Source organism: Variovorax sp. EBFNA2 (assembly GCF_033802765.1).
Lineage (GTDB): Bacteria > Pseudomonadota > Gammaproteobacteria > Burkholderiales > Burkholderiaceae_C > Variovorax > Variovorax paradoxus_H.
In genome coordinates, this window is the sequence record NZ_CP138497.1 from 94,447 (window position 1) to 117,056 (window position 22,610).

Annotated in this window: 21 protein-coding genes; 19 read left to right on the forward strand and 2 right to left on the reverse strand. The window is 62.9% G+C overall.

The annotated features are described in order from the left end of the window. Positions 1-4 precede the first annotated feature (4 nt). The 6 genes from RZE79_RS30835 to RZE79_RS30860 are packed head-to-tail and all read left to right on the forward strand — an operon-like array spanning position 5 to position 6,447. Complete coding sequence (locus RZE79_RS30835) at positions 5-2,305, forward strand: xanthine dehydrogenase family protein molybdopterin-binding subunit (RefSeq protein ID WP_319362047.1); 2,301 nt, start codon at positions 5-7, stop codon at positions 2,303-2,305. A 10-nt stretch (positions 2,306-2,315) separates the two neighbouring features. After that, the gene (locus RZE79_RS30840; protein WP_319362048.1) at positions 2,316-3,146 is read left to right on the forward strand and encodes an SRPBCC domain-containing protein; all 831 of its coding nucleotides are present in this window, start codon (positions 2,316-2,318) and stop codon (positions 3,144-3,146) included. Next, positions 3,146-4,009 (forward strand): FAD binding domain-containing protein, encoded by an 864-nt coding sequence (locus RZE79_RS30845; protein WP_319362049.1) that lies wholly within the window; start codon positions 3,146-3,148, stop codon positions 4,007-4,009. Before RZE79_RS30840 ends, RZE79_RS30845 begins: the two co-directional genes overlap by 1 nt. Beyond that, complete coding sequence (locus tag RZE79_RS30850; protein WP_319362050.1) at positions 4,006-4,518, forward strand: (2Fe-2S)-binding protein; 513 nt, start codon at positions 4,006-4,008, stop codon at positions 4,516-4,518. The genes RZE79_RS30845 and RZE79_RS30850 overlap by 4 nt, the downstream gene beginning before the upstream one ends. Next, on the forward strand, positions 4,515-5,735 hold the full coding sequence (locus tag RZE79_RS30855) for an FAD-dependent monooxygenase (RefSeq protein ID WP_319362051.1): 1,221 nt from the start codon (positions 4,515-4,517) through the stop codon (positions 5,733-5,735). Before RZE79_RS30850 ends, RZE79_RS30855 begins: the two co-directional genes overlap by 4 nt. Position 5,736: 1 nt before the next feature. Beyond that, the gene (locus RZE79_RS30860) at positions 5,737-6,447 is read left to right on the forward strand and encodes an isochorismatase family protein (RefSeq protein WP_319362052.1); all 711 of its coding nucleotides are present in this window, start codon (positions 5,737-5,739) and stop codon (positions 6,445-6,447) included. Between the two features lie 234 nt (positions 6,448-6,681). Here RZE79_RS30860 and RZE79_RS30865 read toward each other — a convergent pair whose 3' ends face one another. Next, the gene (locus tag RZE79_RS30865; RefSeq protein WP_319362053.1) at positions 6,682-7,665 is read right to left on the reverse strand and encodes a LysR family transcriptional regulator; all 984 of its coding nucleotides are present in this window, start codon (positions 7,663-7,665) and stop codon (positions 6,682-6,684) included. 101 nt (positions 7,666-7,766) lie between these two features. Here RZE79_RS30865 and RZE79_RS30870 point away from each other — a divergent pair, with 101 nt between their 5' ends. From RZE79_RS30870 to RZE79_RS30885, 4 genes are all read left to right on the forward strand, one after another. Further along, complete coding sequence (locus RZE79_RS30870; protein WP_319362054.1) at positions 7,767-8,996, forward strand: pyridoxal phosphate-dependent aminotransferase; 1,230 nt, start codon at positions 7,767-7,769, stop codon at positions 8,994-8,996. Next, positions 8,993-9,979, forward strand: a complete 987-nt coding sequence (locus RZE79_RS30875) for a tripartite tricarboxylate transporter substrate binding protein (RefSeq protein WP_319362055.1) — start codon at positions 8,993-8,995, stop codon at positions 9,977-9,979. The genes RZE79_RS30870 and RZE79_RS30875 overlap by 4 nt, the downstream gene beginning before the upstream one ends. 14 nt (positions 9,980-9,993) lie before the next feature. Beyond that, on the forward strand, positions 9,994-10,680 hold the full coding sequence (locus RZE79_RS30880) for an RraA family protein (protein WP_319362056.1): 687 nt from the start codon (positions 9,994-9,996) through the stop codon (positions 10,678-10,680). 252 nt (positions 10,681-10,932) lie between these two features. After that, positions 10,933-11,910 carry an IS5 family transposase gene (locus tag RZE79_RS30885; RefSeq protein ID WP_319362057.1) on the forward strand — a complete coding sequence of 326 codons (978 nt, stop codon included), beginning with the start codon at positions 10,933-10,935 and terminating at the stop codon, positions 11,908-11,910. Positions 11,911-12,307: 397 nt separating this feature from the next. On the opposite strand, the gene RZE79_RS30890 is transcribed toward RZE79_RS30885, so the two are convergent. Then, positions 12,308-13,405, reverse strand: coding sequence for an AraC family transcriptional regulator ligand-binding domain-containing protein (locus tag RZE79_RS30890; protein ID WP_319362058.1), 1,098 nt, complete (start codon positions 13,403-13,405; stop codon positions 12,308-12,310). 178 nt (positions 13,406-13,583) lie between these two features. Between RZE79_RS30890 and RZE79_RS30895 the strand changes: the two genes are divergently transcribed. The 9 genes from RZE79_RS30895 (at position 13,584) to RZE79_RS30935 (ending at position 22,595) form a co-directional block, all read left to right on the forward strand. Further along, complete coding sequence (locus tag RZE79_RS30895) at positions 13,584-14,456, forward strand: TauD/TfdA family dioxygenase (protein WP_319362059.1); 873 nt, start codon at positions 13,584-13,586, stop codon at positions 14,454-14,456. Positions 14,457-14,481: 25 nt separating this feature from the next. After that, positions 14,482-14,796 carry an EthD family reductase gene (locus RZE79_RS30900; RefSeq protein ID WP_319362060.1) on the forward strand — a complete coding sequence of 105 codons (315 nt, stop codon included), beginning with the start codon at positions 14,482-14,484 and terminating at the stop codon, positions 14,794-14,796. Between the two features lie 27 nt (positions 14,797-14,823). Next, positions 14,824-16,251 carry an aldehyde dehydrogenase family protein gene (locus RZE79_RS30905; RefSeq protein ID WP_319362061.1) on the forward strand — a complete coding sequence of 476 codons (1,428 nt, stop codon included), beginning with the start codon at positions 14,824-14,826 and terminating at the stop codon, positions 16,249-16,251. Positions 16,252-16,367: 116 nt separating this feature from the next. Further along, positions 16,368-18,023, forward strand: a complete 1,656-nt coding sequence (locus RZE79_RS30910; RefSeq protein WP_319362062.1) for a 3-(methylthio)propionyl-CoA ligase — start codon at positions 16,368-16,370, stop codon at positions 18,021-18,023. 3 nt (positions 18,024-18,026) lie between these two features. Beyond that, positions 18,027-18,890 (forward strand): branched-chain amino acid ABC transporter permease, encoded by an 864-nt coding sequence (locus RZE79_RS30915; protein ID WP_319362063.1) that lies wholly within the window; start codon positions 18,027-18,029, stop codon positions 18,888-18,890. A gap of 1 nt (position 18,891) precedes the next feature. Next, entirely contained in the window at positions 18,892-19,926 is a 1,035-nt protein-coding gene (locus RZE79_RS30920) for a branched-chain amino acid ABC transporter permease (RefSeq protein ID WP_319362064.1), read from the forward strand. Beyond that, entirely contained in the window at positions 19,919-20,683 is a 765-nt protein-coding gene (locus RZE79_RS30925) for an ABC transporter ATP-binding protein (protein WP_319362065.1), read from the forward strand. Before RZE79_RS30920 ends, RZE79_RS30925 begins: the two co-directional genes overlap by 8 nt. Beyond that, the gene (locus RZE79_RS30930) at positions 20,670-21,374 is read left to right on the forward strand and encodes an ABC transporter ATP-binding protein (protein ID WP_319362066.1); all 705 of its coding nucleotides are present in this window, start codon (positions 20,670-20,672) and stop codon (positions 21,372-21,374) included. The genes RZE79_RS30925 and RZE79_RS30930 overlap by 14 nt, the downstream gene beginning before the upstream one ends. 54 nt (positions 21,375-21,428) lie before the next feature. Further along, a complete protein-coding gene (locus RZE79_RS30935) occupies positions 21,429-22,595 on the forward strand; it encodes an ABC transporter substrate-binding protein (RefSeq protein ID WP_319362067.1) in 1,167 nt (388 codons plus the stop codon). Positions 22,596-22,610: the final 15 nt, after the last annotated feature.

Genomic DNA, 22,610 nt, shown 5'->3' on the forward strand with positions numbered 1-22,610 from the left:
CGGTATGCACTCACATCCGAAACTTCCGCTCCATCAGGAGCCTCGTGCCGACTATCTGCAAAAGGTGACGGGTGCGGCGATCTTCGCCAGCGACGTGGAGGTGCCGGGCATGCTGCAAGGCAAGATCTTGCGCAGCACGGTGCCGCATGCACGCATCCGCAGCATCGACACGAGCGCTGCCTTGGCCATGCCGGGTGTTGTTGCGGTCCTTACCGGGGCCGACATGAAGAATCTGCCTGGGACTGCCCACCGGTGGGGCCTGTATCTGCGCGACCGCGAAGTGATTGCCATCGACAAAGTTCGCTATGTCGGAGATCCGGTCGCAGCGGTCGCGGCTGTCGACGAGGTCACCGCCGAGGAGGCCGTGGATGCCATCGTCGTCGACTATGAGCCGTTGCCCTTCGTGACAACGGCCCGGGAGGCGATGGCAGAAGGCGCAGCACTCGTTCATGAAGACATGGACAAGTTGAAGGACTTCTATTTCCGCGGCGAAGCGAGCCCTGTGGAAGGCACGAATATCTTTCAGCACTGGAAGTACAGCAGCGGGGATGTCGATCAAGCCTTCGCGGCGGCAGCGCGCGTTTTCGAAGACACCTTTACCTTTCCGATGGTGTTCCATTTCGCGATGGAGCCCCATGTGAGCATCGCGGACTGGAAGCCGCATGCACTGGAGATCTGGAGTGGCGGTCAAACGCCAACTGCCATTGCCCGGGTTTGCGCGGAAATGCTTGGCATTCCACTGGCATGTGTGCGCGTGCACTCGCCCTACATCGGCGGTGGCTTTGGAGGAAAGGCATCGGTCAAGATCGATCCGCTCGTGGCGGCGCTGTCCTGGAAGGCTCGCTCACCCGTGCGTGTCTGCCTGTCCATCGCCGAGTCGATGCTGACCTGCAGACGCCTCGATGCCGAAATCACGCTCAAGACCGCAGTGGGCCAGTCCGGCCGGATCACGGCCAAGGCCATCAAGGCCGTGCTGAACGGTGGCGCCTTTGCCGATACCGGTCCAGCGATCGCCATCAAAGCAGCCATTCGCGCCATTGGCCCGTACCACATTCCCAACCTTCAGCTGGAGTCTTACGGGGTCTACACCAACACGGTTCCGGGCGCCGCGTTCCGATCTATCGGCGGGCCGCAGGCCGTCTGGGCGACAGAGTCGCAGATGGACATCATGGCCGACGCATTGGGCGTAGACCCGATCGAGTTCCGCATGTTCAACATGGCGGACAAGGGGCAGACCATCAAACCGGATCTGCGTCCCCTGGACGTGGATATGCGCAATTCCTTGCGCAAGGCTGTGGGTGCGCTCGAGGCGCTTCCGCAGATGGCGGGACAACAGCGTCGCGGCCGCGGCGTTGCGGTCGGTGTGAGTGATCCCGGCATCATGCCCATCGGCGGGGCCACCGTTCGCCTGCGCGCGGACGGCTCGATCAACGTATCGGCAAACTCGGTCGAGATCGGGCAAGGCAATCGAGGTGTCCTGCGGATCGTTGCGCAGAAGATGCTGCGTCAGCCCCTGCGCATGATTTCCGTCTCGGAACCCGACACCCTGCTCGCGCCGTACGACTGGGGAACCGGCGCCAGTCGATCGACGGTGATCATCGGTCTGGCCGTGCAGATGGCATGTGAAGACATCTTGCGCCAGATCGGGCAGACCGCCGCCACCGTGCTCGGGGGCTCGCCCGAGGACTACCAACTCGAAGAGGGGCGAATCGAAGGGCCGACCGGATCGATCTCCATCCTCGAACTGCTCAGGCGCTTCAACGGCATGAGCGCCGGCGAGTTCCTTGGTGTTGGCCGGGTGAATTCGGAGACGAAGAATGGCGCGTTCAAGCTGGCCCCTCTCTTCTGGGAGACAGGTGCAGGCGCCTGCGAAATCGAGGTGGATGAGGGCACTGGCGCGATCCGCCTGGTGCGCGTGGGCGGCGCCGCGGACCTGGGTTACGTCATGAATCCCAAGGCCGCCGAAGGTCAGGACGAAGGCGCGATGGTGATGGGCCTGGGTCACACACTCTTCGAGGAATACGTCTACGAGGACGGGCAGGTGGTCAACGGTACCTTGTTCGACTATCGGGTGCCGACCATGGAGGACGTGCCGTTTCATGTGGGAACCGTCCTGATCGAAAGCCTTGACGGGCCGGGCCCGTTTGGCTCCCGTGGCGGTGGCGAAGGCGCCATCCTCCCCGTCGCCCCGGCCATCGCCAATGCACTCTTCCAAGGCTGGGGGGTGCGAATCAAAGACCTTCCACTCACACCCGAGCGGGTCTGGCGAGCGCTCAAGGCGGCCAAGGCAGCCAAAGAAACCTAACGAGGACAACATGGATTTCAGGATTGACGCCACCCTCCCGGCATCGGCCGCCCAGCTATGGGCCATCTTCTTCGACGTCCAACGCGTTGCTGGCTTGATTCCGGGCTGCGAGGACGTGACAGAGGTCGAGCCGCTCAAGCAGTTCTCGGCACTGATGAAACAGAAGATCGGCCCGTTCAAGCTGGAGCTTCCGACCACCATCGTGCTTGGCGACTACACGCTGGAGCGCCACGTCGAACTCAGTGCCACCGGCCGCGACAAGTTCACCGGAACGACCATCGATGTACGCATGAAGGTCAATCTCGATGAGAAGCCAAGCGGCGGCAAGGTCGAATGCACGCTCGGGATCGATGCGCAAATGCAGGTCGCCGGCCGCCTCGCGTCGCTGGGTTACCCGGTCGTCAAGAAGCGCTCGGAAGAGCTCTTCGGTGAATTCGAGAGGCGCCTGCGCAATGAATTGGCAGGTTTCTCGGAGCCCAAGTCCTCGGACGATACCGCGGTGCCTGTTGCTCCAAGATCTTCTGCCGCTCCCGCCACAGCCGCATCGCCGGAAGTTCCCCGTTCGGCTGCAACCGTGGCGACCCCGGCGGCGTCGGTCGCCGCGCAAGCGGCTCCAGCTTCGTATGCGCAACCTGCGTACGCCTCTGAGCAGCCAGCGCCACAGTCCAGGGCTTCTCGCGGCGTCGAGTTGGTGCTGCAGTGGCCGCGAGTGGGCGTCAGCGTGGCGGTTGCATGCGTGGTCGCGTATGCGGCGACCACCGCATTCGCCCAGTCGCCAGGATGGTGGATCGTGGCACCGCTGCTGGGTGTCGCGGCCGGACTCGGACGGAGAGCGGACTGATGCGTCCAGCGCGCTTTGCGCTCCATCGGCCCACGAGCCTGCGCGAAGCGCTGGCATTGAAGGCCGAGTTTGGAGATGCCGCGACATTTCATGCCGGGGGGACCGAACTGCTGGTCGCCTTGAAGGCCCGGGTGCTGCACTACGACCATGTCATCGACATCAAGCAAGTCGATGAGCTGCGCGACATCCGCATCCTGGACGACGGCACGCTCAGCATCGGGTCGCTGGCCACGCATCATGTGATCGCCAATGACCCGCTCGTTCAACAGCTGATTCCCGGCTATGCCCATCTCAGCGAGCATGTGGCCAACATCAGGGTGCGCGTCGCCGGGACCCTTGGCGGTGTGCTCTGCTTTGCGGAACCACACGCCGACGCGCCGACGATGTTGTGCGCGCTGGACGCCCGCATTGTCCTGGCCAGCGCAACAGGTCAACGCACCGTTTCCTCGAGACAGTTCCACGTCGGTGAGTTTGCGACGGCGCGCGAAGATGACGAGCTGCTCGTATCCATCGATGTGCCTCCACAGCTGCCGAGCGACAAATCCGCATATCGATCGTTTGGTCACACCGAGCGTCCTGCCGTCGGCGTGGCCGCCGTCTGGTCCCCGCAAGGGCCGCAGCGCCTGCGCCTTTGGGTCGGCGCCATCGTCGCTGTTCCTGGGCCGCTGTCAGGCGCGCAAGAAGCGGCCGAGAGTCTCCCGCCTGACGCGCCCTTCGAAGAGGTATGGCAAGCCCTCGAGCCGGTGATCACCGCAGATGCCGAGAAGATCGACGCGCATGACGATCTGCACGGCGGTGCCGACTACAAAAGGCATCTGATCACCGTCCTTGCTCAACGCGCCCTCCAGGAGTGCATGAAATGAGCCAAACAACCGGAACCTTTCCACTGGTTCGCGTGGATATGTCGCTGAATGACACTGAACGGTCCGTCGAGATCGAGCCACGAGAACTCCTCATTGACGTGCTGAGAGAGCGCTTCCGAATGACGGGCACGAAGCGCTCCTGTGATGTACAGGTCTGCGGCGCATGCACTGTCCTGATCGACGGAATGCCCGCCTCAAGTTGCACCACGCTGTGCGCGGATGTCCACAACCGCCACGTCACGACGATCGAAGGCCTGGCGTATGAGGGAAGGCTGGATCCTGTTCAGCGTGCGTTCATCGCCCACGGCGCACTGCAATGCGGCTTCTGCACTCCCGGAATGATCCTGGCGGTGAAGTCGATGCTCTCGCTACACGAAAACCCGTCGGAAGAAACCATTCGTCATTTCCTGCGCGGCAACATCTGCCGATGTACGGGATACGTAAAGATCCTCGAGGCCATCAAGGACCTCGTGCAGAACCCACTGAGCTTTGAACCGGAGAGAAAATGACTCAAGCTAAACCAAAGGGCGACAAGCCACACGTGATTATTGCCGGCGCAGGCATGGGGGGGCTGACCCTTGCCCTTGCACTTCTGAAAAAGGGATGCGACGTCGATATCTACGAACAATCTCCTGAACTTCGAGAAGTAGGCGCGGGGCTCTGGATCTCGGCGAACGGCAGTCGCGTCATGGCGGATCTGGGCCTGAAGGAAGCGCTTCAGGCAATCAACCTGGCTCCCGAGGACCGCGTCATCCGTTTCTGGAAGACTGGGGAAGAACATTCCGTCTACATCCGGGACACCAACGATTCCAAGGTCGACCACACGTTGATCCAGGTGCTGCGTGGCGAACTGCAACGCGTGCTCTACGAGGCGGTGATCAAACTCAAGCCGAATGCGGTCCATTTCGGTGTTCGCTCCTTGGGCGCCGAGACGGTCGGCGATCGTGCACGACTGTTGTTCGATAACGAGGCATACGCTGAAGGCGATGTTGTCGTCGGCTGCGACGGCGCACATTCTCGTGTGCGCCAGTCCCAGTTTGGTCCCGCCCCTGCGCGCTTCACAGGTGCGGTGGCCTGGCGCGGCTTGGCGCCGATGTCCAGTCTCAAACCTCAGCACCGGCGCGCGCTGGCGTCGACGTGGGTGGGACCGACGGCGCATGTGACGTGCTATCCGGTTCAACGCAATGGCGAGCAGTTCGTCAGCTTTTCGGCTCAGGTAGACAGCGAAGTTTGGCAGACCGAATCCTGGTCCGAACGCGGCGAGCTGTCCGACGCGCTCAAGGACTTCGAAGGTTGGAACCAGGACATCCTGGACCTGTTCATTCACTCCGAGAATCTGTTTCGCTGGGGCCTGTTTGTCCGTGATCCGCTCGCACGATGGTCCAAGGGACGCGTGACGTTGGTGGGCGATGCATGCCACTCGATGACGCCCTATCTGGGCATGGGCGTGAATGTCACGATGGAGGATGCCTATGTCCTGGCGCGGTGCCTGGAAGATCAGCCGGACGATATCGAAAAAGCGCTTGAACGCTACGACACGGCGCGCGTTGAGCGCACGAACCTGACAAAGGCCAGATCGATGGAGATGCTGAAGATCTTCCACGACCCGGCTCTTGAGCAAATCGAGACCGCGCGGCCATATATCGAAAAGAACTGGGCCCCGGATGTCGTGCGTCAGCGCTACGACTGGCTGCTTGCCTATGACGCCACGACGGTGGAGGTCTGAAATGCTCGCTGCCACTGAAACACGAGGTCGACCGTGGGACGGCGTCATCCCAGAGGAAGAGCAGGCCATCTATCGGAAGACCGGCTGGGGGACGCCGACCGGTCTTGGCAAGCGCCCGGCGCTGCTGGTGATCGACGTGCAATATCGCTCGATGGGTGACGCACCCATGCCGATCGAAGAGGCGATCACGACGCTGCCAACGAGCTGCGGTGAATATGGCTGGCGCGCCGTGCCCCACATCGCGAAACTCCTGGCGACATTCAGGGACATGGGAGCTCCGATCCTCTATCCCTATGTTGCGCCCAAGGGACCCCAGAACCGAGGTCAATTCGAACTCAAGGTGCCTGGGGTCATGGGTATCCCGAAGCACGGCTACGACTTCGTTGCCGAGGTTGCGCCCGCTCAGGCTGACATCCTGATTCCCAAGTTTCAGGCCAGTGCTTTTCATGGCACTCCCCTGACCAGTCATCTGATCGGCTTGGGAGTGGATACCGTCATCGTCACTGGCTGCACGACCAGCGGCTGCGTGCGTGCGACGGTCATCGATGCGTGCGCCCTGAACTTCAAGGTGGTCGTGCCCGAGGATGCCGTGTATGACAGGTCGCAGACGTCGCATGCCGTGAATCTGTTCGACATGGCAAGCAAGTATGCCGATGTCATGCCTACCGAGAATCTGGTTCGCGCGCTGCGCTGTGCTCTGAACAGAGAGTGAGCAGGGCGGCGTTGCCTGCCGTCGCCCAGCGTGCAGGTCGTTGGATGCGCCAGCGCGCATGAGAGCCTCAAGCACTTCCCGTTGTGCACGCAGGGCTGCACTGTGTGTTTCAACGTGATGGAGTGACGGACCTGTCTTGAGCAAGAAGGATGCAGACGAAGATTGCGTCGACGCAGTTCTGATGATTCCTGTGGTTCGGTCGACGGAACACTCCGAATCAACAACCAGCAGCAGTTATCCGCGAGTTTGCCTGGTGGGTTTCTTGGCTCTCGTCGCATTGCGCCTTCGCTGCAGGGCACGTGCCGGCGTTACGTCATGCTGGCTTGCCCGCACGGTGAAGTCGCAGGTCTTGACCGCCAGCTCGACGATGCGCGCCAGCGCAGGGCTGACGTTGTCGCGCCGGTAGACTGCGCTGTAGACCAGCGGCGGCGGCATGGGATCGCTCTTGACCACCCGCAGCAGGCCGCTTCGGATGTCCGGTCGCACATAGTCCAGCGCCTGCTGGCTCAGGCCGAAGCCGCTGATCGTCAGCTCGCGCAGGACGGTCGTGCTGTTCGTGAGCATGACCTTGCCGAAACGAAAACCGTGCTCCGCGCGCCAGGCCTCGTAGAACCTGTTCTTCGAGGCGCCGGCGGGCTGCTCGATCACCGGGTAATCGGCAAACTCGTGCGGCTTCAGCGCGCGAGCGGGAATCTGCAGGCGCGGGCTTGCGATCCAGACTTGTTCGACCTGCGTGACCTTGATCGATTCGAAAGCCTGACCCCAGAAGGCGCCGGGCATGATGGCCAGATCAAGCTTGTTGGTTTCCAGGCGCTCGAAGAGCGTGAGCCCCGCGTCCACCACGGGCTCGATGTTCACCTCGGGGTGCATCTTCTGCAGTAGCTGGATCAACCGCGTAAGCCAAGTCATGGCGATGAGCTCCGTCACGCCCACCCGGAAGGTGCCGCGCAATGTCTTGTCGACGCTGATGTCGTGCGCGATGCGCCGCCACAGGCGCTGTGCCTCTTCCGCGAGCGGCAGCAATTCGCGGCCGACCTGGGTCAGCTCCAGGCCGTGCGTGGTGCGATGCAGCAGGGGGCCGCCCAGCGCCACCTCCAGTTCCGCCAGGCGTTTGGAGATCGCCGATTGCGTGGTGTGCAGCTTCACAGCCGCTGCGCTGAAGCTCTGGAGCCTGACGCTGAACAGAAAGGCCTCCAGTTGCTTGAAAGTGAAGTTCATTCGGCGGAATGTACGCCCATGGCCGCGCAGGAAAAAAAGGAATGGCGTGCTCAGCGGATTTCTCGTTTGTCCCGTGGCAAACGCACTTCGATACTGCGTGCATGCTTCACATCGCACCACGCCTGAACCGAATCAAACCGTCTCCCAGTTCCATGGCGGGCCAAAGGGCGCGCGAGCTGCGCGCCACCGGCCGGGACATCCTCAGCCTGACTGCCGGCGAGCCCGACTTCGAGACGCCTGCACACGTCAAGGAAGCGGCCATCCGCGCCATGGCAGCCGGTCAGACGCGTTACACGGACGTGGGCGGCACGCCGGCGCTGAAGGAGGCCATCGCCGGCAAGTTCCTGGGCGAGAACCAGTTGGCCTATGCATCGAACGAGATCATCGTCGGCACGGGTGCCAAGCAGGTGATATTCAACGCGCTCATGTGCACGGTCGCAGCGGGCGACGAGGTGATCGTGCCGGCCCCGTACTGGGTGTCCTACCCGGACATCGCACTGCTTGCCGGCGGCGTTCCGGTTTGCGTCGACTGCCCGGCGGCCATGGGCTTCAAGCTCCAGGCCGCTGACCTCGAACGCGCCATCACCAGCAGGACGCGCTGGTTGATGCTGAATTCGCCGAACAACCCGAGCGGGGCGACCTACGGGCGGGCGGAGCTGCAGGCGTTGGCGGAGGTGCTGCGCCGCCACCCGCATGTCTGGATACTCACCGATGACATCTACGAGCACCTCATCTATGGTGACGCCGAATTTGCCACCATGGCGCAGGTAGCTCCCGATCTCAAGGACCGCACGCTGACGGTGAACGGCGTTTCCAAGGCCTATGCGATGACGGGTTGGCGCATCGGCTACGGCGCGGGACCGTCGGAGCTCATCAAGGCGATGGTCAAGCTCCAGTCGCAGAGCACCTCGGGTCCGAACTCGATCGCGCAGGCGGCGGCCGTGGCGGCGCTCACGGGCCCTCAAGATTCCATTGTCGCGAACCGGCGCGAGTACGCGCAGCGGCGTGACATCGTGGTGGCAGCGCTTAATGCCATCGACGGCATCGATTGCGCTGTGCCGGATGGTGCGTTCTACGTCTTCGCATCATGCAGCGCACTGTTCGGTCTTCGCACACAGCAAGGCATTGCGATCGAGACCTCTGACGATTGGGTGATGCACCTGCTTGACGCGCAGAACCTGGCGGCGCTGCAGGGCAGTGCCTATGGGGTGCCGACGCATTTCCGCCTCTCGTTTGCCGCCGGCACCGACGAACTGCTGGAGGGTTGCCGCCGCATCGCCCGAGCGCGCGACGAACTCCAAAGCCAAGCCATCAACCAGGAACCGCAATGAAACTCCGATTCTTCCCGAAGCTGCTGTCCGTCCTTGTCGTGGGCACCGTCTGCCTTGGCACCGCCGCGGCGCAGGGCGTGGATGCCTTTCCGTCGAAACCCGTGAAGATCCTCGTGGGCTTCTCGCCAGGCGGCTCCAACGACGTCGTCGCACGCTTGATCGCGCCGGAGCTGTCCAAAGGGCTCGGGCAATCGATCCTGATCGAGAACCGCCCCGGCGCCGGCGGCAACATCGCAGCATCGGCCATGCTCGGTGCGCCCGCAGACGGGCACACGCTGCTGATGTGCACCACGGGCACCCTGTCGATCCAGCCGCACATCCTGAAGAGCATGCCCTTCGATCCCGAGAAGGACATCGCACCGGTCACGCAAGTCGTCGGCGCGCCCTACATGCTGATGGTGAATGCGACCTTGCCGGTGACGAGCGTGAAGGAACTCGTCTCCTACGCCAAGCGCAAGCCCGGCGAAATCAACTTTGCGTCCTCGGGCACCGGCACCGGCGGGCATCTTGCCGGGGAGATGCTCAAGAGCCGCGCGGGCATCGACATCGTTCACGTGGCCTACAAGGGCACCGGCCAGGCGATGACGGACCTCATCGCAGGTCAGGTATCGATGATCTTCGACCAGCCTGTGAGCTCGATGCAGTACGCGCGCTCGGGCAAACTGCGCGCGCTCGCGGTGGCCAGCCCGCGCCGGCTGGCCGCCTTTCCCGACATTCCGACCGTGACGGAGGCCGGCGTGCCCGACTTCGAACCCGTGACGTGGGCGGGCATCTGCGCGGCGAAGAACACGCCACCGGCCGTGGTCGATCGCATCCAGCGCGAAATCGCCAAGGTGCTCGCGATGCCCGAGATCGCCAAGCGGCTCACTGCCGACGGCCTGGAGCCTGTGGGAAGCACACCCGAGCAATTCCGTGCCTTCCTGGCTGCGGACAAGCGCAAGTGGGGCCGTGTCGTGAAAGACGCCGACGTCAAGGCCGAATAGGAAAGAGACCGGCGATGAACCAGCTATCCGACATCATTCGCGACTTCGAGCGCGTCTCCCCCGATCTGGTCAGGCAGGCCTCGGCTTTCCAGTCGGCTATCCTCACCGACGTCGCGGGCCGCCGCGGTGCGCTGCACGGACGGATCCAGGCTCTGCGCCACCGGATGAAGCTGGCCGGCAGCGCGCTCACGGTCGAAGTGCGCCCGGGCGACAACCTGATGATCCACGCGGCCATCGCGCTGGCCCAGCCTGGCGATGTGCTGGTGATCGACGGCAAGGGTGACCTGAGCGCCGCGCTCATGGGGACGATCATGATGAATGCCTGCCGGCAGGTCGGTATTGCCGGTGTGGTGATCGATGGTGCGGTGCGCGACAGCGCCGAGATCGACGAGATGGACTTTCCCGTCTTCTCGCTCGGCACCAATCCCAATGGCCCGACAAAGCTGGCCTCAGGGCGAATCGGACACCCGGTTTCGGTCGGCGGTGTAACCGTCTGTCCCGGTGATCTCGTCGTCGGCGATGCCGATGGGGTGGTGATCGTCGAGCGGGAAAGAGTGGAGTCGCTTCTTCCAGCCGCAGCGCAGAAGGTCGTCGACGAAGCCGCGCGCATCGAGGCCGTCAAGAAAGGCAGCACGTCGGCCAAATGGCTGGACTCTGCCATGCGCAATGCCGGTGTACTCAAAGAGAACGAAAGACTTTAAGGCCCCAACGGCTGTTCGCTTCTACGCACGGGATAGGTGATGGTCACGTGGAGCTCCGAAGCCGCTCAGCGGACTTCGAAGACGTTCTGGCGATCTCGTGCTCGTTCGATGGAGAGCAATTGCTCGAAGTTTCATTGTGGGCGACGAGGATCCAAGCGGCACAGCGTCGATCCTGAGAGTTAGGGAACATCTGATCAAGTCCACCGAAGGATGATTTGAACGTTGATCACGCATGCTGAAGGAGCGCCAACGATGAGCCAGATCAGTTTTTCGGATGCCGAGCAGGCAGGCAAGAGGAAGAAGACACGTCGGGAGATCTTCCTTGCCGAGATGGAACTGGTGGTGCCCTGGAGGGCATTGCTCAAAGTCATCGAGCCGCACTACCCGGTGGCAGGTCGTGGACGCCGGCCATATCCGCTCGAAGCGATGCTTCGTGTGCATCTGATGCAGAACTGGTTTGCGCTGAGCGATCCGGCGATGGAGGAAGCCTTGTACGAGATCGCCTCGCTGCGCACGTTTGCGAGGCTGGGGCTGGAGTCGATTCCCGATGAGACGACGATCCTGAACTTCCGCCACCTGCTGGAGGCCAACGACTTGGCCGAAGACATCTTCAAGCGGGTCAACGCCCATCTGGCCAGGAAGGGACTGCTTCTGAAGAGGGGCTCCATCGTGGATGCCACGATCATCGCAGCGCCCAGCTCGACCAAGAACGAGAGCGGCGAGCGAGACCCGCAGATGCACCAGACGAAGAAGGGCAACCAGTGGCACTTCGGGATGAAGGCGCACATCGGCGTGGACGCGGACTCGGGATTGGTGCACACAGTGACGACCACGGCCGCCAACGAGGCGGACGTGGAACAGGTGAGCGACCTGCTGCACGGCAAAGAAGATGCAGTGTGGGCAGACTCGGGCTCTCGGGGAGCACAGAGCCGAGTAAAGCGGGATGTGCAATGGCACATTGCGGGCCGACCCAGCGACATGGCAAAGATGCCAGAGGGCCGGGCTAAGGCTCGGGCACGCAAGCAGGAATATCAGAAGGCCAGCATCCGTGCGAAGGTGGAGCATCCATTCCGCGTGATCAAGCGGCAATTCGGTCTGATGAAGGTGAGGTTCAAGGGGCTGGCCAAGAATACGGCGCATGTGATCACGCTGTTTGCGCTGTCGAACCTGTGGATGGCCAGACGCAAGCTGATGGCGATGCAGGGACAGGTGCGTCCAAAGGCCGCGTGAAGGGGCCACAGAGCCTCGCAAACGCATGAGATGCACGCTGCGACAAGCCTGCGAGCGCAGAGGACAGCATGCACTCTCGTCATCAAGCCAATTTACGACTTGATCAGACGTTCCTTAGGTCCGGCTCGCAGATACACAGCCAACGCCTGCTTGGCGTCAGACAGCATGTGGTGGGATCGGCTGTCAGCGACTGCAACCGCTTCGCAGCCGCACTTCGGGTTTGCCCGCTTTAGACTTGACTGGTTGCGAACTTGCGGCCCCAAACGTCCCAATGACCACTTTGATCAACACCGCAGTTCGACTCTTCTTCCGGCGGGTGGCCGACCTGCCCTCCACGTATAAAGTAGAAAGCGCACGCACGCAAATGATCAGCCTGGTGCACATGGCTGAGTGGCCCTCAAAGTTGACGGCGAGAGAGCGCCCTCAACGAATCGCGTGGGTCGTTGAAGAGGGGGGATTTCCCCGATGGCTTCATATGCATTGACGCCATGCTTGCCAGCTCGTTGGCATTGTTGCGCAGTTCGCGCGGTGTCGAGCCCCAGCACGATTTAACGGCATGCCAGAAGGAACTGGGCTCGGTGTAGCCCAAGTGTTCAGCCACGTCGGGCAGGGGCATGCTGCCATGGGTCAAAAGAAGCAGAGCTTCCTCCATTCGGGCTGCCTCCAAGACACGACGAAAAGGCATGCCGTTCTGGCTGAGGCGCCGCTGTAGTGTGCGCGAAGTGATGCCGAGGTCATTTGCCACATCGTCACACGACACGTGGCCAAAACCACGTTGGCCAATCGCCGCTCTCACAGCGGCCTCAAGCGAGTCGGATGAGTTTTGTGCCCGCAGCAGGCCATCGGCTTGCGCGCGGAGCAACGCCAGAAGAGCGGGGTCGGCGCCTTGAAAGGGTTGGTCGAGCTTTTGGTCCTCGTAGGCAACGCATACGTAGCGCTCGCCGAGCGTGACTGGACTTCCGAGTAGCGCTGCGTAACGTGAGCCGAGGAGTTTGTCTGGCGCGGTGAGGGCGATGTGCCTGGGTGCAATGCTTCGCGTGCTACAGCGCTTGAGGAAGGCCAGTAGCCCGCCGAACACCGATTCAATCTGCATGTGGTGCATGTCGACATGGCACGGCGTAACGGTGTAGCCCAGTTCCAGCCCGCCCGGCACCTTGTGCGTCGTGATACGCCCGCTGTTGCTCACGAGCTGCTGGTAGCGTTCCATGTGCGTCAAAGCCTCCCGCAATGTTGGACTGTGCATCATCAGCAGTCCCGATACGTTCATGGCCTGCAACGGCAATCCGATGCCGACCTTCAGGCCCAGAAGTGGGTCCGTGCAGAGTTTGGCTGCCCGTTGCCACAGACGCCGAGCAAGTACCAGGCCGACATGGCGTGTTGGTGCGAGACGCGCTAGGCCCGGACCCCACAGGCCAGCGGTGAGATCGTCTGGGTTCAGATCCTGTACTTCCAACTGATCGACGACAGCGTCGAGCCAGGTCGAGAGGATCGTCATATGGGCTGCCATGCCGCCTAGGCTAGGTGCGCGTGTTCTTTGCGTCAAGCGTGCTTGGTAGGTCAGAGCAATTTTCTGTCGCCCTGAAGCAATGACAGTCTGCAGTGCAGACCGGACACTGCCCCTGCGCAGAACGCAAAGGTCTCTGTGCAGCGAGTCTTAACAATGAAGGAGACATATGGTGGAGAACCACTACAAGCACATTCGCGTGCGGCTGCAGCCGCGCGCCTTCGGCGCCGAGATCACCGGCCTGTCGATCGACAAGCCCTTGTCCGCTCCCGTCCTCGACGAAGTGAAGAAGGCCTGGGCCGCACATTCGGTCGTCTACTTCCCCGATCAGCCGCTCACGCACTCCGAACTGGAAGCGTTCACGCTGCAGTTCGGCGAATTCGGCGTCGACCCCTACATCATCCCTATGGAAGGCCACCCGCACATCCTCGAACTTCGGCGCGAGGCCGACGAGAAGGCAGTTAATTTCGGCGCACAGTGGCACTCCGACTGGAGCTTTCAGGAAGAGCCGCCCGCCGGGACCATCCTGCATGCCAAGGTGACCCCGCCCGTTGGCGGCGACACGCTCTACGCCGATGGCTATCGGGCCTACGACGACCTGTCGGACACCATGAAGCGGCTGCTCGACGGCCTGGTGGCGATCCATTCCGCAGGTATGCCTTATGGCAAGGACGGCCTGTTCGCCAAGGAAACCGAGACGCGCTCGATGAAGATCGTCGTCAGCGAGGATGCCGACAAGACATGGCCGCATCCACTGGTTCGCGTCCATCCGGTGACGCGCCGCAAGGCCCTGTACGTGAGCCCGGTCTACACACAGGGCATCGAAGGAATGACGCGCGGCGAGTCCGCGGCGCTGCTGGGGTATCTCTACCAGCACATGGTGCGCGACGAGTACGTCTATCGCCACCGCTGGGCGCCCAACATGCTCACGCTCTGGGACAACCGCTGTACCTTGCACAACGCCGATGGGGGCTATGACGGCCACCTACGCGTGATGCACCGAACCACCATCGCCGGCGAGCGTCCGCTCGCAGCCTTTTGATCCCTAGCAAAAAAAGAGCAACGCCATGATCAAGGTAAGCATCCTCTATCCGAACGACGCCGGCTGCAACTTCGACTTCGACTACTACAGCAATAGCCACATGCCGATGGTCAAGGAGAAGATGGCCGGCGCGTGCAGCCACTTCACCATCGACAAAGGACTGGCTGGCGGTGCACCGGCCTCGCCGCCGGCCTACGTCGCGATGGGACATCTTTTTTTCGGGTCGCTCGACGCGTTTCTCTCCGCCTTCGGGCCGCACGCCGGCGCCATTGCCGCGGACATTCCCAACTACACCAACGTGAAGCCGACCGTCCAGATCAGCGAAGTCCTGGTCGGCTGACCCGGGACGCACAAGAACGAAAACCCAATGAAGACATACGACAAGTTTTTCATCAACGGTCGCTGGATGGCCTCCCGGTCCCGCGAGTTTGCTGACGTGGTGAATCCGTCTAGCGAAGCAGTCATCGGGCGTGTCTGCATGGGCGATGCCGGCGACGTGGCCGCTGCGGTGGAAGCCGCTTCCGCCGCGTTCGACAACTGGGCGAACACCCCGCCCGCCGAGCGCGCTGCCTGGCTTATGAAGATTCAGTCCGGTCTGCAGGCACGCGCAGAGGAGATCGCGCAACTGATCTCTGCGGAGGTAGGGACGCCCATCGGGTTCTCGCGGTTCGCCCAGGCGGGCCTGCCCATCGGTTCGTTCGGCGTGGCCGCGCAGTTGCTGGGCGACTACGCATTCAGCGAGTCCGTGGGCAACTCCGAAGTGGTGCGCGAAGCCGTTGGCGTGGTCGCCTGCATCACGCCGTGGAACTACCCGCTGCATCAGATCGCAGCCAAGGTGGCGCCGGCATTGGCTGCCGGCTGCACCGTGGTGTTGAAGCCTTCGGAAGTCGCACCGCTGAACGCTTTCCTGCTGGCCGAGGTTATCGAATCGATCGGTCTGCCCGCAGGTGTCTTCAATCTCGTGTGCGGCGCCGGTCCCGTGGTGGGCGAGGCGCTGGCGTGCCACTTGAAGGTGGACATGGTGTCGTTCACGGGTTCCACCCGGGCCGGCAAGCGCGTCTCCGAACTGGCCTCCCAGACCGTCAAGCGGGTGGCGCTGGAACTAGGCGGAAAGTCGGCCAACATCCTGCTGGACGACGCCGATCTCAGTCGCGCCATTCCAGGCGCCATCCAGGCCTGCTATCAGAACTCCGGCCAAACCTGCACCGCGCACACGCGCCTGCTGGTGTCCGAGAAGCGCTACGAGGAGGCTGCTGAACTGGCTGCCGAAGCGGCACGCCAGATCCGAATCGGCGATCCGTTCGCGGCCGACACGAACCTGGGTCCGCTCGTTTCGGAGATGCAGCGCGAGCGTGTGCGCAGCTTCATTCAGAAGGGCATCGAGGAGGGCGCGGAGCTGCTCGCGGGCGGCGCGGAGGCGCCGGGCGACCTGCCCGTCGGCTACTACGTCAAGCCCACCGTGTTTGGGCGCGTGACATCCGACATGACCATCGCGCGCGAAGAGATCTTCGGGCCCGTGCTGTCCATCCTGACCTACCGGGACGAGGACGACGCAGTACGCATTGCCAACGACTCCGTGTACGGGCTGGGCGGCGGCGTTTGGAGCGGCGATGTCGAGAGCGCAAAGCGTGTGGCGCGCCGGTTGCGCACCGGCCAGGTCGAGATCAATGGCGGCGGCTTCAACCTGATGGCGCCATTCGGTGGCTACAAGCAATCGGGCAACGGACGCGAGCTGGGCAAGTTCGGCTTCGAGGAATACCTCGAATACAAGTCGATGCAGATGCCACCGCGCTGAGTCGCCGACACCGGCACGTGATGCGGGGCAGGGCGCGCGACACGCGGCCTGCCCGGCTTGGCCCTGCGCATCGCTCGCAGCGACACACACAACAAGAACGAGATGGAAGACACAAGATGAAAGACGACGTACACCGGTTCCTCCCTGGACAGATGATGAGCACCCCATTGCTCATCTCCGGCATCCTGCAGCGCGCCGACCGGTATTTCGGCGATGTGGAGGTGGTGTCGCAGCTGTCTTCCGGCAGCACGCATCGCTACACCTATCGCGACTGTCATCGTCGCGCACGCCAGCTTGCTGCAGCCATGGTGGCGCAAGGCATGCGCGTGGGCGACCGCGTCGGTACGCTTGCATGGAACAGCTACCGGCACCTGGAGGCCTACTACGCGGTGGCGGGTGCGGGCTCGGTGTTGCACACGCTCAATCCGCGCCTGTTCCAGGAGCAGATCGTCTACATGGTCAACCATGCGCAGGACGGTTGGCTCCTGTTCGATCCGGCCTTTGCCGGGCTCGTCCAGGCCATTGCACCGCGTTGTCCGGGCGTGAAGGGATGGATCGCGCTGTGCGGGCGCGACGAGATGCCGCAGATGGATGGCATGCCGGCGTTGCGGTGCTACGAAGAGTTGCTGGACGCCAGTGCAGGCACCTACGAATGGCCGCAGTTGGATGAGAACGCCGCTTCGGGCCTGTGCTACACGTCGGGCACAACGGGCGGTCCCAAGGGGGTTCTCTACTCTCACCGATCCACCGTCCTGCATGCCATGTCGTCGTCGCTGCCCGATTCCTTCGGGTTGTCGGCGCGGGACGTGGTGTGTCCCGTCGTCCCGATGTTTCACGTCAACGCCTGGGGGCTGCCTTATGCGGCGGCGATGACCGGTGCGAAGCTTGTCCTTCCCGGGGCGGCGCTGGACGGAGCCTCGGTGTACGAGCTTTTCGAACGGGAGGGCGTGACCTTCTCGGCGGGAGTGCCGACGGTGTGGATGGGCCTGCTCGACCACGTCGCCAAGCAGGAAGCCGGTTTCTCGACCTTTAAGCGCACCGTGATCGGCGGCTCCGCCTGTCCCGCCGCGATGATGAAGACCTTTCGCGAGCGCTACAGCATCGAGGTCATCCATGCGTGGGGCATGACCGAGACCTCGCCGCTGGCCACCACCGGGAAGCTGTTCGCCAGGCACGACAACCTGCCCGAGGCGGAGCGCCAAGCGATCCTCGGAAAGCAAGGCACCACGATCGTCGGCGTCGACATCAAGATTGTCGATGACGAAGGGCGGGAACTGCCTTGGGACGGTGAGACGGCGGGCAACTTGATGGCCAAAGGCCCGTGGGTGGTCGAGCGCTACTACCGCGACGAAGCGCCGGCGGTCGACGCCGACGGCTGGTTCACCACCGGCGACGTGGCCACCATCGATGCCGACGGCTACCTGAAGATCACCGACCGCAACAAGGACGTGATCAAGTCTGGCGGCGAATGGATCAGCTCCATCGAACTCGAGAACCTCGTGATGGCGCACCCGGCAGTGCAGCAGGCGGCCTGCATCGGGGTCTATCACCCCAAGTGGGACGAACGGCCTTTGCTGGTCGTCGTGAAAAGGCAGGGCATTGCGCTGGAGGAGAAGCAGCTGCTCGATTTCCTTGATGGCAAGGTCGCGAAATGGTGGCGGCCCGACGAGGTGGCGTTTGTCGAGTCTCTGCCGTTGGGAGCGACCGGCAAGGTATTGAAGAACAAGCTGCGCGAGCAGTTCCGAGCGTCTCGCCTGGCCGCGGAGGCCTGATCCGTGGACATGTTCCTTCAACAGATCCTCAACGGTCTGACGCTCGGCAGCGTTTATTGCCTGGTGGCCCTCGGGCTGACGCTGGTGTACGGGATTTTGCAGGTGCCCAATTTCGCGCACGGCGCGTTCTACATGGCCGGAGCCTTCGTGGCCTTCCAGCTCATGTCGGCGCTCGGCTGGAACTACTGGCTCGCCATGTTGGCGGCGGCCGCGAGCGTGGCGGCTCTGGCAGCGCTTGCCGGCCGTTGGGTGTTCCATCCGCTGCGCAAGTCGTCGGGCCTGCATCCGATGATTGCGGCCATCGGACTGCTGCTATTCCTCGAAGCCTCTGCCCAGGCGATCTGGGGCGCCGACTTCCGCCGCATGCCCACGCCCTACACGGGCATGGTGGAGGTCGCCGGCATCGGCATTGGGCAGCAACGCGTGCTGCTCGTCGCAGGTGCCTTCGTGCTGATGGCGGCACTGCAGCTGTTCCTCAAGCGCACGGTCGTTGGCGCCACGATCGTCGCGCTGGCACAGAACCGCGAGGGTGCCGCGCTCATGGGCATCGACACCCACCGCGTCGCGATGCTCACCTTTGCTATTTCCGGCGCGCTTGCTGCTGCGGCGGCGGTGCTCTACGCGCCGATCAATCTGGTGTATCCCGCCATGGGCAGCCTGGTGATCACCAAGGCCTTCGCGATCATCGTGATCGGTGGCATGGGCAGCGTGCCTGGCGCCATTGCAGGTGGGTTGATCATCGGCTTTGCGGAGAGTTTCGGCGCCTTCTATGTTTCGTCCGATGCCAAGGACCTCATCGCCTTCGTGCTGTTGGTGGTGATCCTGTCTGTGCGGCCGCAGGGCCTGTTCACGCGCGGGGTGCTTTGACATGAACGCATGGAACGCACGTACCGGCTGGGGCCTGTTGCTGCTGCTGGGCCTCGTCTTCCCCCTTCTGACCGACAACGATTACCACCTGACGGTGATGAGCAGCGCCTACATCTTCGCGTTGGCGACCCTGGGCCTGAACCTCATCACGGGATATACGGGGCAGTTCAATCTCGCGCATGCGGGCTTCATGGCGATCGGGGCCTACACCGTAGGGATCTTCACGGTGGACCACCAGTGGCCGTTCTGGGTCGCGTTCTGCCTGTCGGGCCTCGTGCCGGTGGTGCTGGGCTTGCCCATCGGGCTCCTGTCGTTGCGCCTGAAGGGACACTTCTTCGCCATCTTCACGATGTGCGTGGGCTACATCCTGTTCCTCGGCATCGAAAAGTGGGAAAGCCTGACGCACGGGGCGGTTGGCATCATCGGCATTCCCGTGCCGGAGGCACTCCCCACGCCGTTTGGCGATGTCTCCTTTGATTCGCCGCGCGCGCTGTACTACCTGGTGCTGGGTTTTCTCACTCTGGGACTGTGGGTCATGCACCGCATCGTCGGTTCGCTGCTGGGGCGCACCTTCGTTGCCATCCGCAACGGCGACGACCTGGCCGAGTCGCTGGGCATCAACCTGATGCGCAACAAGCTCCTGGCCTTTTTGCTGTCGGTGTTCTATGCGGGCACGGCGGGCGGCTTGTATGCGGGCTTCGTGCGTTTCCTCAGTCCGGATCTGGCCGGTGTCGAGCGTACTTTCGACATGACCATGTACATGCTCATCGGCGGTGCTGGAACGCTGCTCGGTCCGCTGCTGGGGGCGTTGGGCGTGCCTTGGCTCGCGCAGTACATGCAGTTCCTGCAGGACTACCGATTCATCGTGTTCGGTCCGCTGCTGATCGTTCTGGTCATCTTCCTGCCCGACGGCATCGTCGGCTGGCTACGGGGCCGCTGGCTGCGTCGACGCTCGCTGCAGCCGGTGTCTGACGTCGCAAAAGAACCAGGTCAGACATCGAACACGCCGGTACTGAAGGGAGAGCGCCATGCTTGAGATCCAGGGGCTCACCAAGCGCTTCGGCGGCCTGACTGCAGTCAATGACGTCAGCACCTGCCTGGACAAGGGCAAGGTCAACGCGATCATCGGCCCGAACGGCGCAGGCAAGACGACCTTCTTCAACCTGATCGGCGGCGTGCACCTGCCGAGCGCCGGCCGCATCCTGCTCAACGGCGAGGACGTGACACGCTGCCGCGCCGACGGCATGGCCTTGCGCGGCGTGGCCCGCACGTTCCAGACGACCACCCTGTTCGACCTGTCGACCGTGCTCGACAACTTGATCGTCGGCCATCGGCTTCGCACCCGATCGGGCCTTTGGGACGCCGTGGCGGGCTCGCGGCGCCTTCGCGATGAGGAGACGTTGTGCCGTGCGAAGGCACGCGCCGCGCTGGATTTCGTAGGGTTGTCGCATCTGGAGCAGCGACTGGCGGCGGACATCACGCAGGAGGAGCGAAAGCGCGTCGCCTTCGCCTTGGCGATTGCTACCGACGCGCAGCTGGTGCTGCTCGACGAGCCGGCTGGCGGCGTCAACCCGGAGGAAACGGTGGGATTGGCGCTGCTCATCCGCAAGATGGTGCGCAACGGCATCACCGTGTGCTTGATCGAGCACAAGATGGAAATGATCATGCAGCTGGCCGACAAGATCATGGTGCTGAACTACGGCGAGAAGATCGCTGAAGGCACGCCAGACGAGATCAGGGCGAACCCTGCAGTGATCGATGCTTACCTCGGGAGCGAGCATGCTGAAGCTTGAGCGCGTCTCGCTGAACTACGGCAGTTTCAGGGCCTTGAGCGACATCAGCCTGCAGGCCCGAGACGGTGAATTGGTCGTGCTGCTGGGCGCCAACGGCGCTGGCAAGAGTTCGATCTTTCGCGCCGCGAGCGGACTGGAAGTGGCCACGGGACACATCCGCTTCGGAACGCATGAACTGATCGGCCTGCGGCCTTCGCAGATCGTCCAAGCCGGCGTCGTTCATTGTCCGGAAGGGCGCAAGCTCTTTCCGGGCATGTCGGTACTGCGCAACCTCGTACTGGGGGCCTATGTTCACCGCGCCGACCGTGCGGGAAACCGCCGCCGGCTCGAGGAAATCTTCGGCTTGTTTCCGATCCTCGATCAGAAGAAGGACGACCCGGCCGGCTCGTTGAGCGGCGGTCAGCAGCAGATGGTGGCCATCGGCCGCGCCATGATGGGTCGACCGCGCGCCCTGTTGCTGGACGAGCCATCGCTCGGGCTGGCGCCGCTCGTGGTCCGCCAGATGTTCGAGGTGATCCAGCAGATCAACCGTGCCGGCACCACCGTGTTGCTGGCCGAGCAGAACGCCTTCGCCGCCCTGAAGGTGGCCCATCGGGCCTACGTGCTCGAGCTGGGCCGTGTCGTCCTGGAGGGCGACAGCGATGCATTGCTGCGCAACCCCGACATCCGGCGTGCCTACATAGGCGCGTGAGGCGAGGTCCAGATTTTCCGCGTTCCATTCATTCCAACGAAAGAGAGACAAGCCATGAAGAAGACTCCCTACGGCAGGCGACTGCTCGCCGGCATCGCTGCAAGCACACTCCTGTTCGCCATCCCGGCTTTCTCGCAGCAGGTCGTGAAGCTGGGCTACACCGGCCCGCTGAGCGGTGGCGGTGCGCTTTTCGGAAAGAATGTGCTCGACGGCATGCGCATGGCCGCCGACGAGATCAATGCGCAGGATTGGCAGATCGGAGGCAAGCCTAGCAAGCTGGAGATCGTGAGCCTCGATGACAAGTACAACCCCGCGGAGTCTGCGATCAATGCACAGCGCTTGGTGCAGGCGGAGAAGACTGCGGTGATTTTGGTGGGACATTCGGGCGGGACTTTTGCGTTACAGACCGCCAACGAGAAGCAGAAGTACTTGCTGCTCTCGTACAGCAGCGCGCCGCAGATCACCGCCAACGGGAATACGCTGACCTGGCGCATCCCGCCAGATTTCACGACGTATATCCAGCCCTTCACCCACTATGCGATGGGAAAGTACGGCAGGAAGCTCGGCATCGCGGTGGGTGACCATGACTATGCAAAAGCCTGGAGCGCGGCTTTCCGCCCAACCTGGGAAGCTGCGGGGGGCACAGTGGTGGCCGATAACCCCATGTCCTACAACCGCGCGGCCGATTTCTACAGCGGCGTGAGTCGTGTGCTGGCGGCTAAACCTGATGTGTTGCTGGTGGGAGGCGCATCGGAGCCGACCGCGCTCGTGATCAAGCAAGCTCGCGAACTGGGCTTCAAGGGCGGCTTCGTCATCATCGACCAAGCCAAGCTCGATGAAATCGCCAAAGTCACCGGTGGCTACGGTCTGCTCGAAGGTTCCATCGGCTTGCTGCCCGTGATCGATGATTCTTCGAGCGCAATGAAAGCCTTCGTCGAGCGCTATCGCAAGCTGTATCCCGGGCGCGATCCGAGCAGCGAGGTCACGCTGGGCTACACCGGTGTGCGCGCTACCGCTCAGGCGATGAAGGCCGCGTCGAGCACGACCGATGCCGTGGCGATTCGAGCGCAACTCGACACCGCGATGAAGGCATTGAGCGCCGCGGCCAACCCTCATGCCTTGAGTGGAGTCGATGTCCGCGGCAATTCGATCGGAGCCGTGCCGGTGGCGGTGGTCGAAGGTGGAAAGGTGCGGGAAGTGAAGCTGATGGACCTGCGCTGACAAAGACATGGAGCA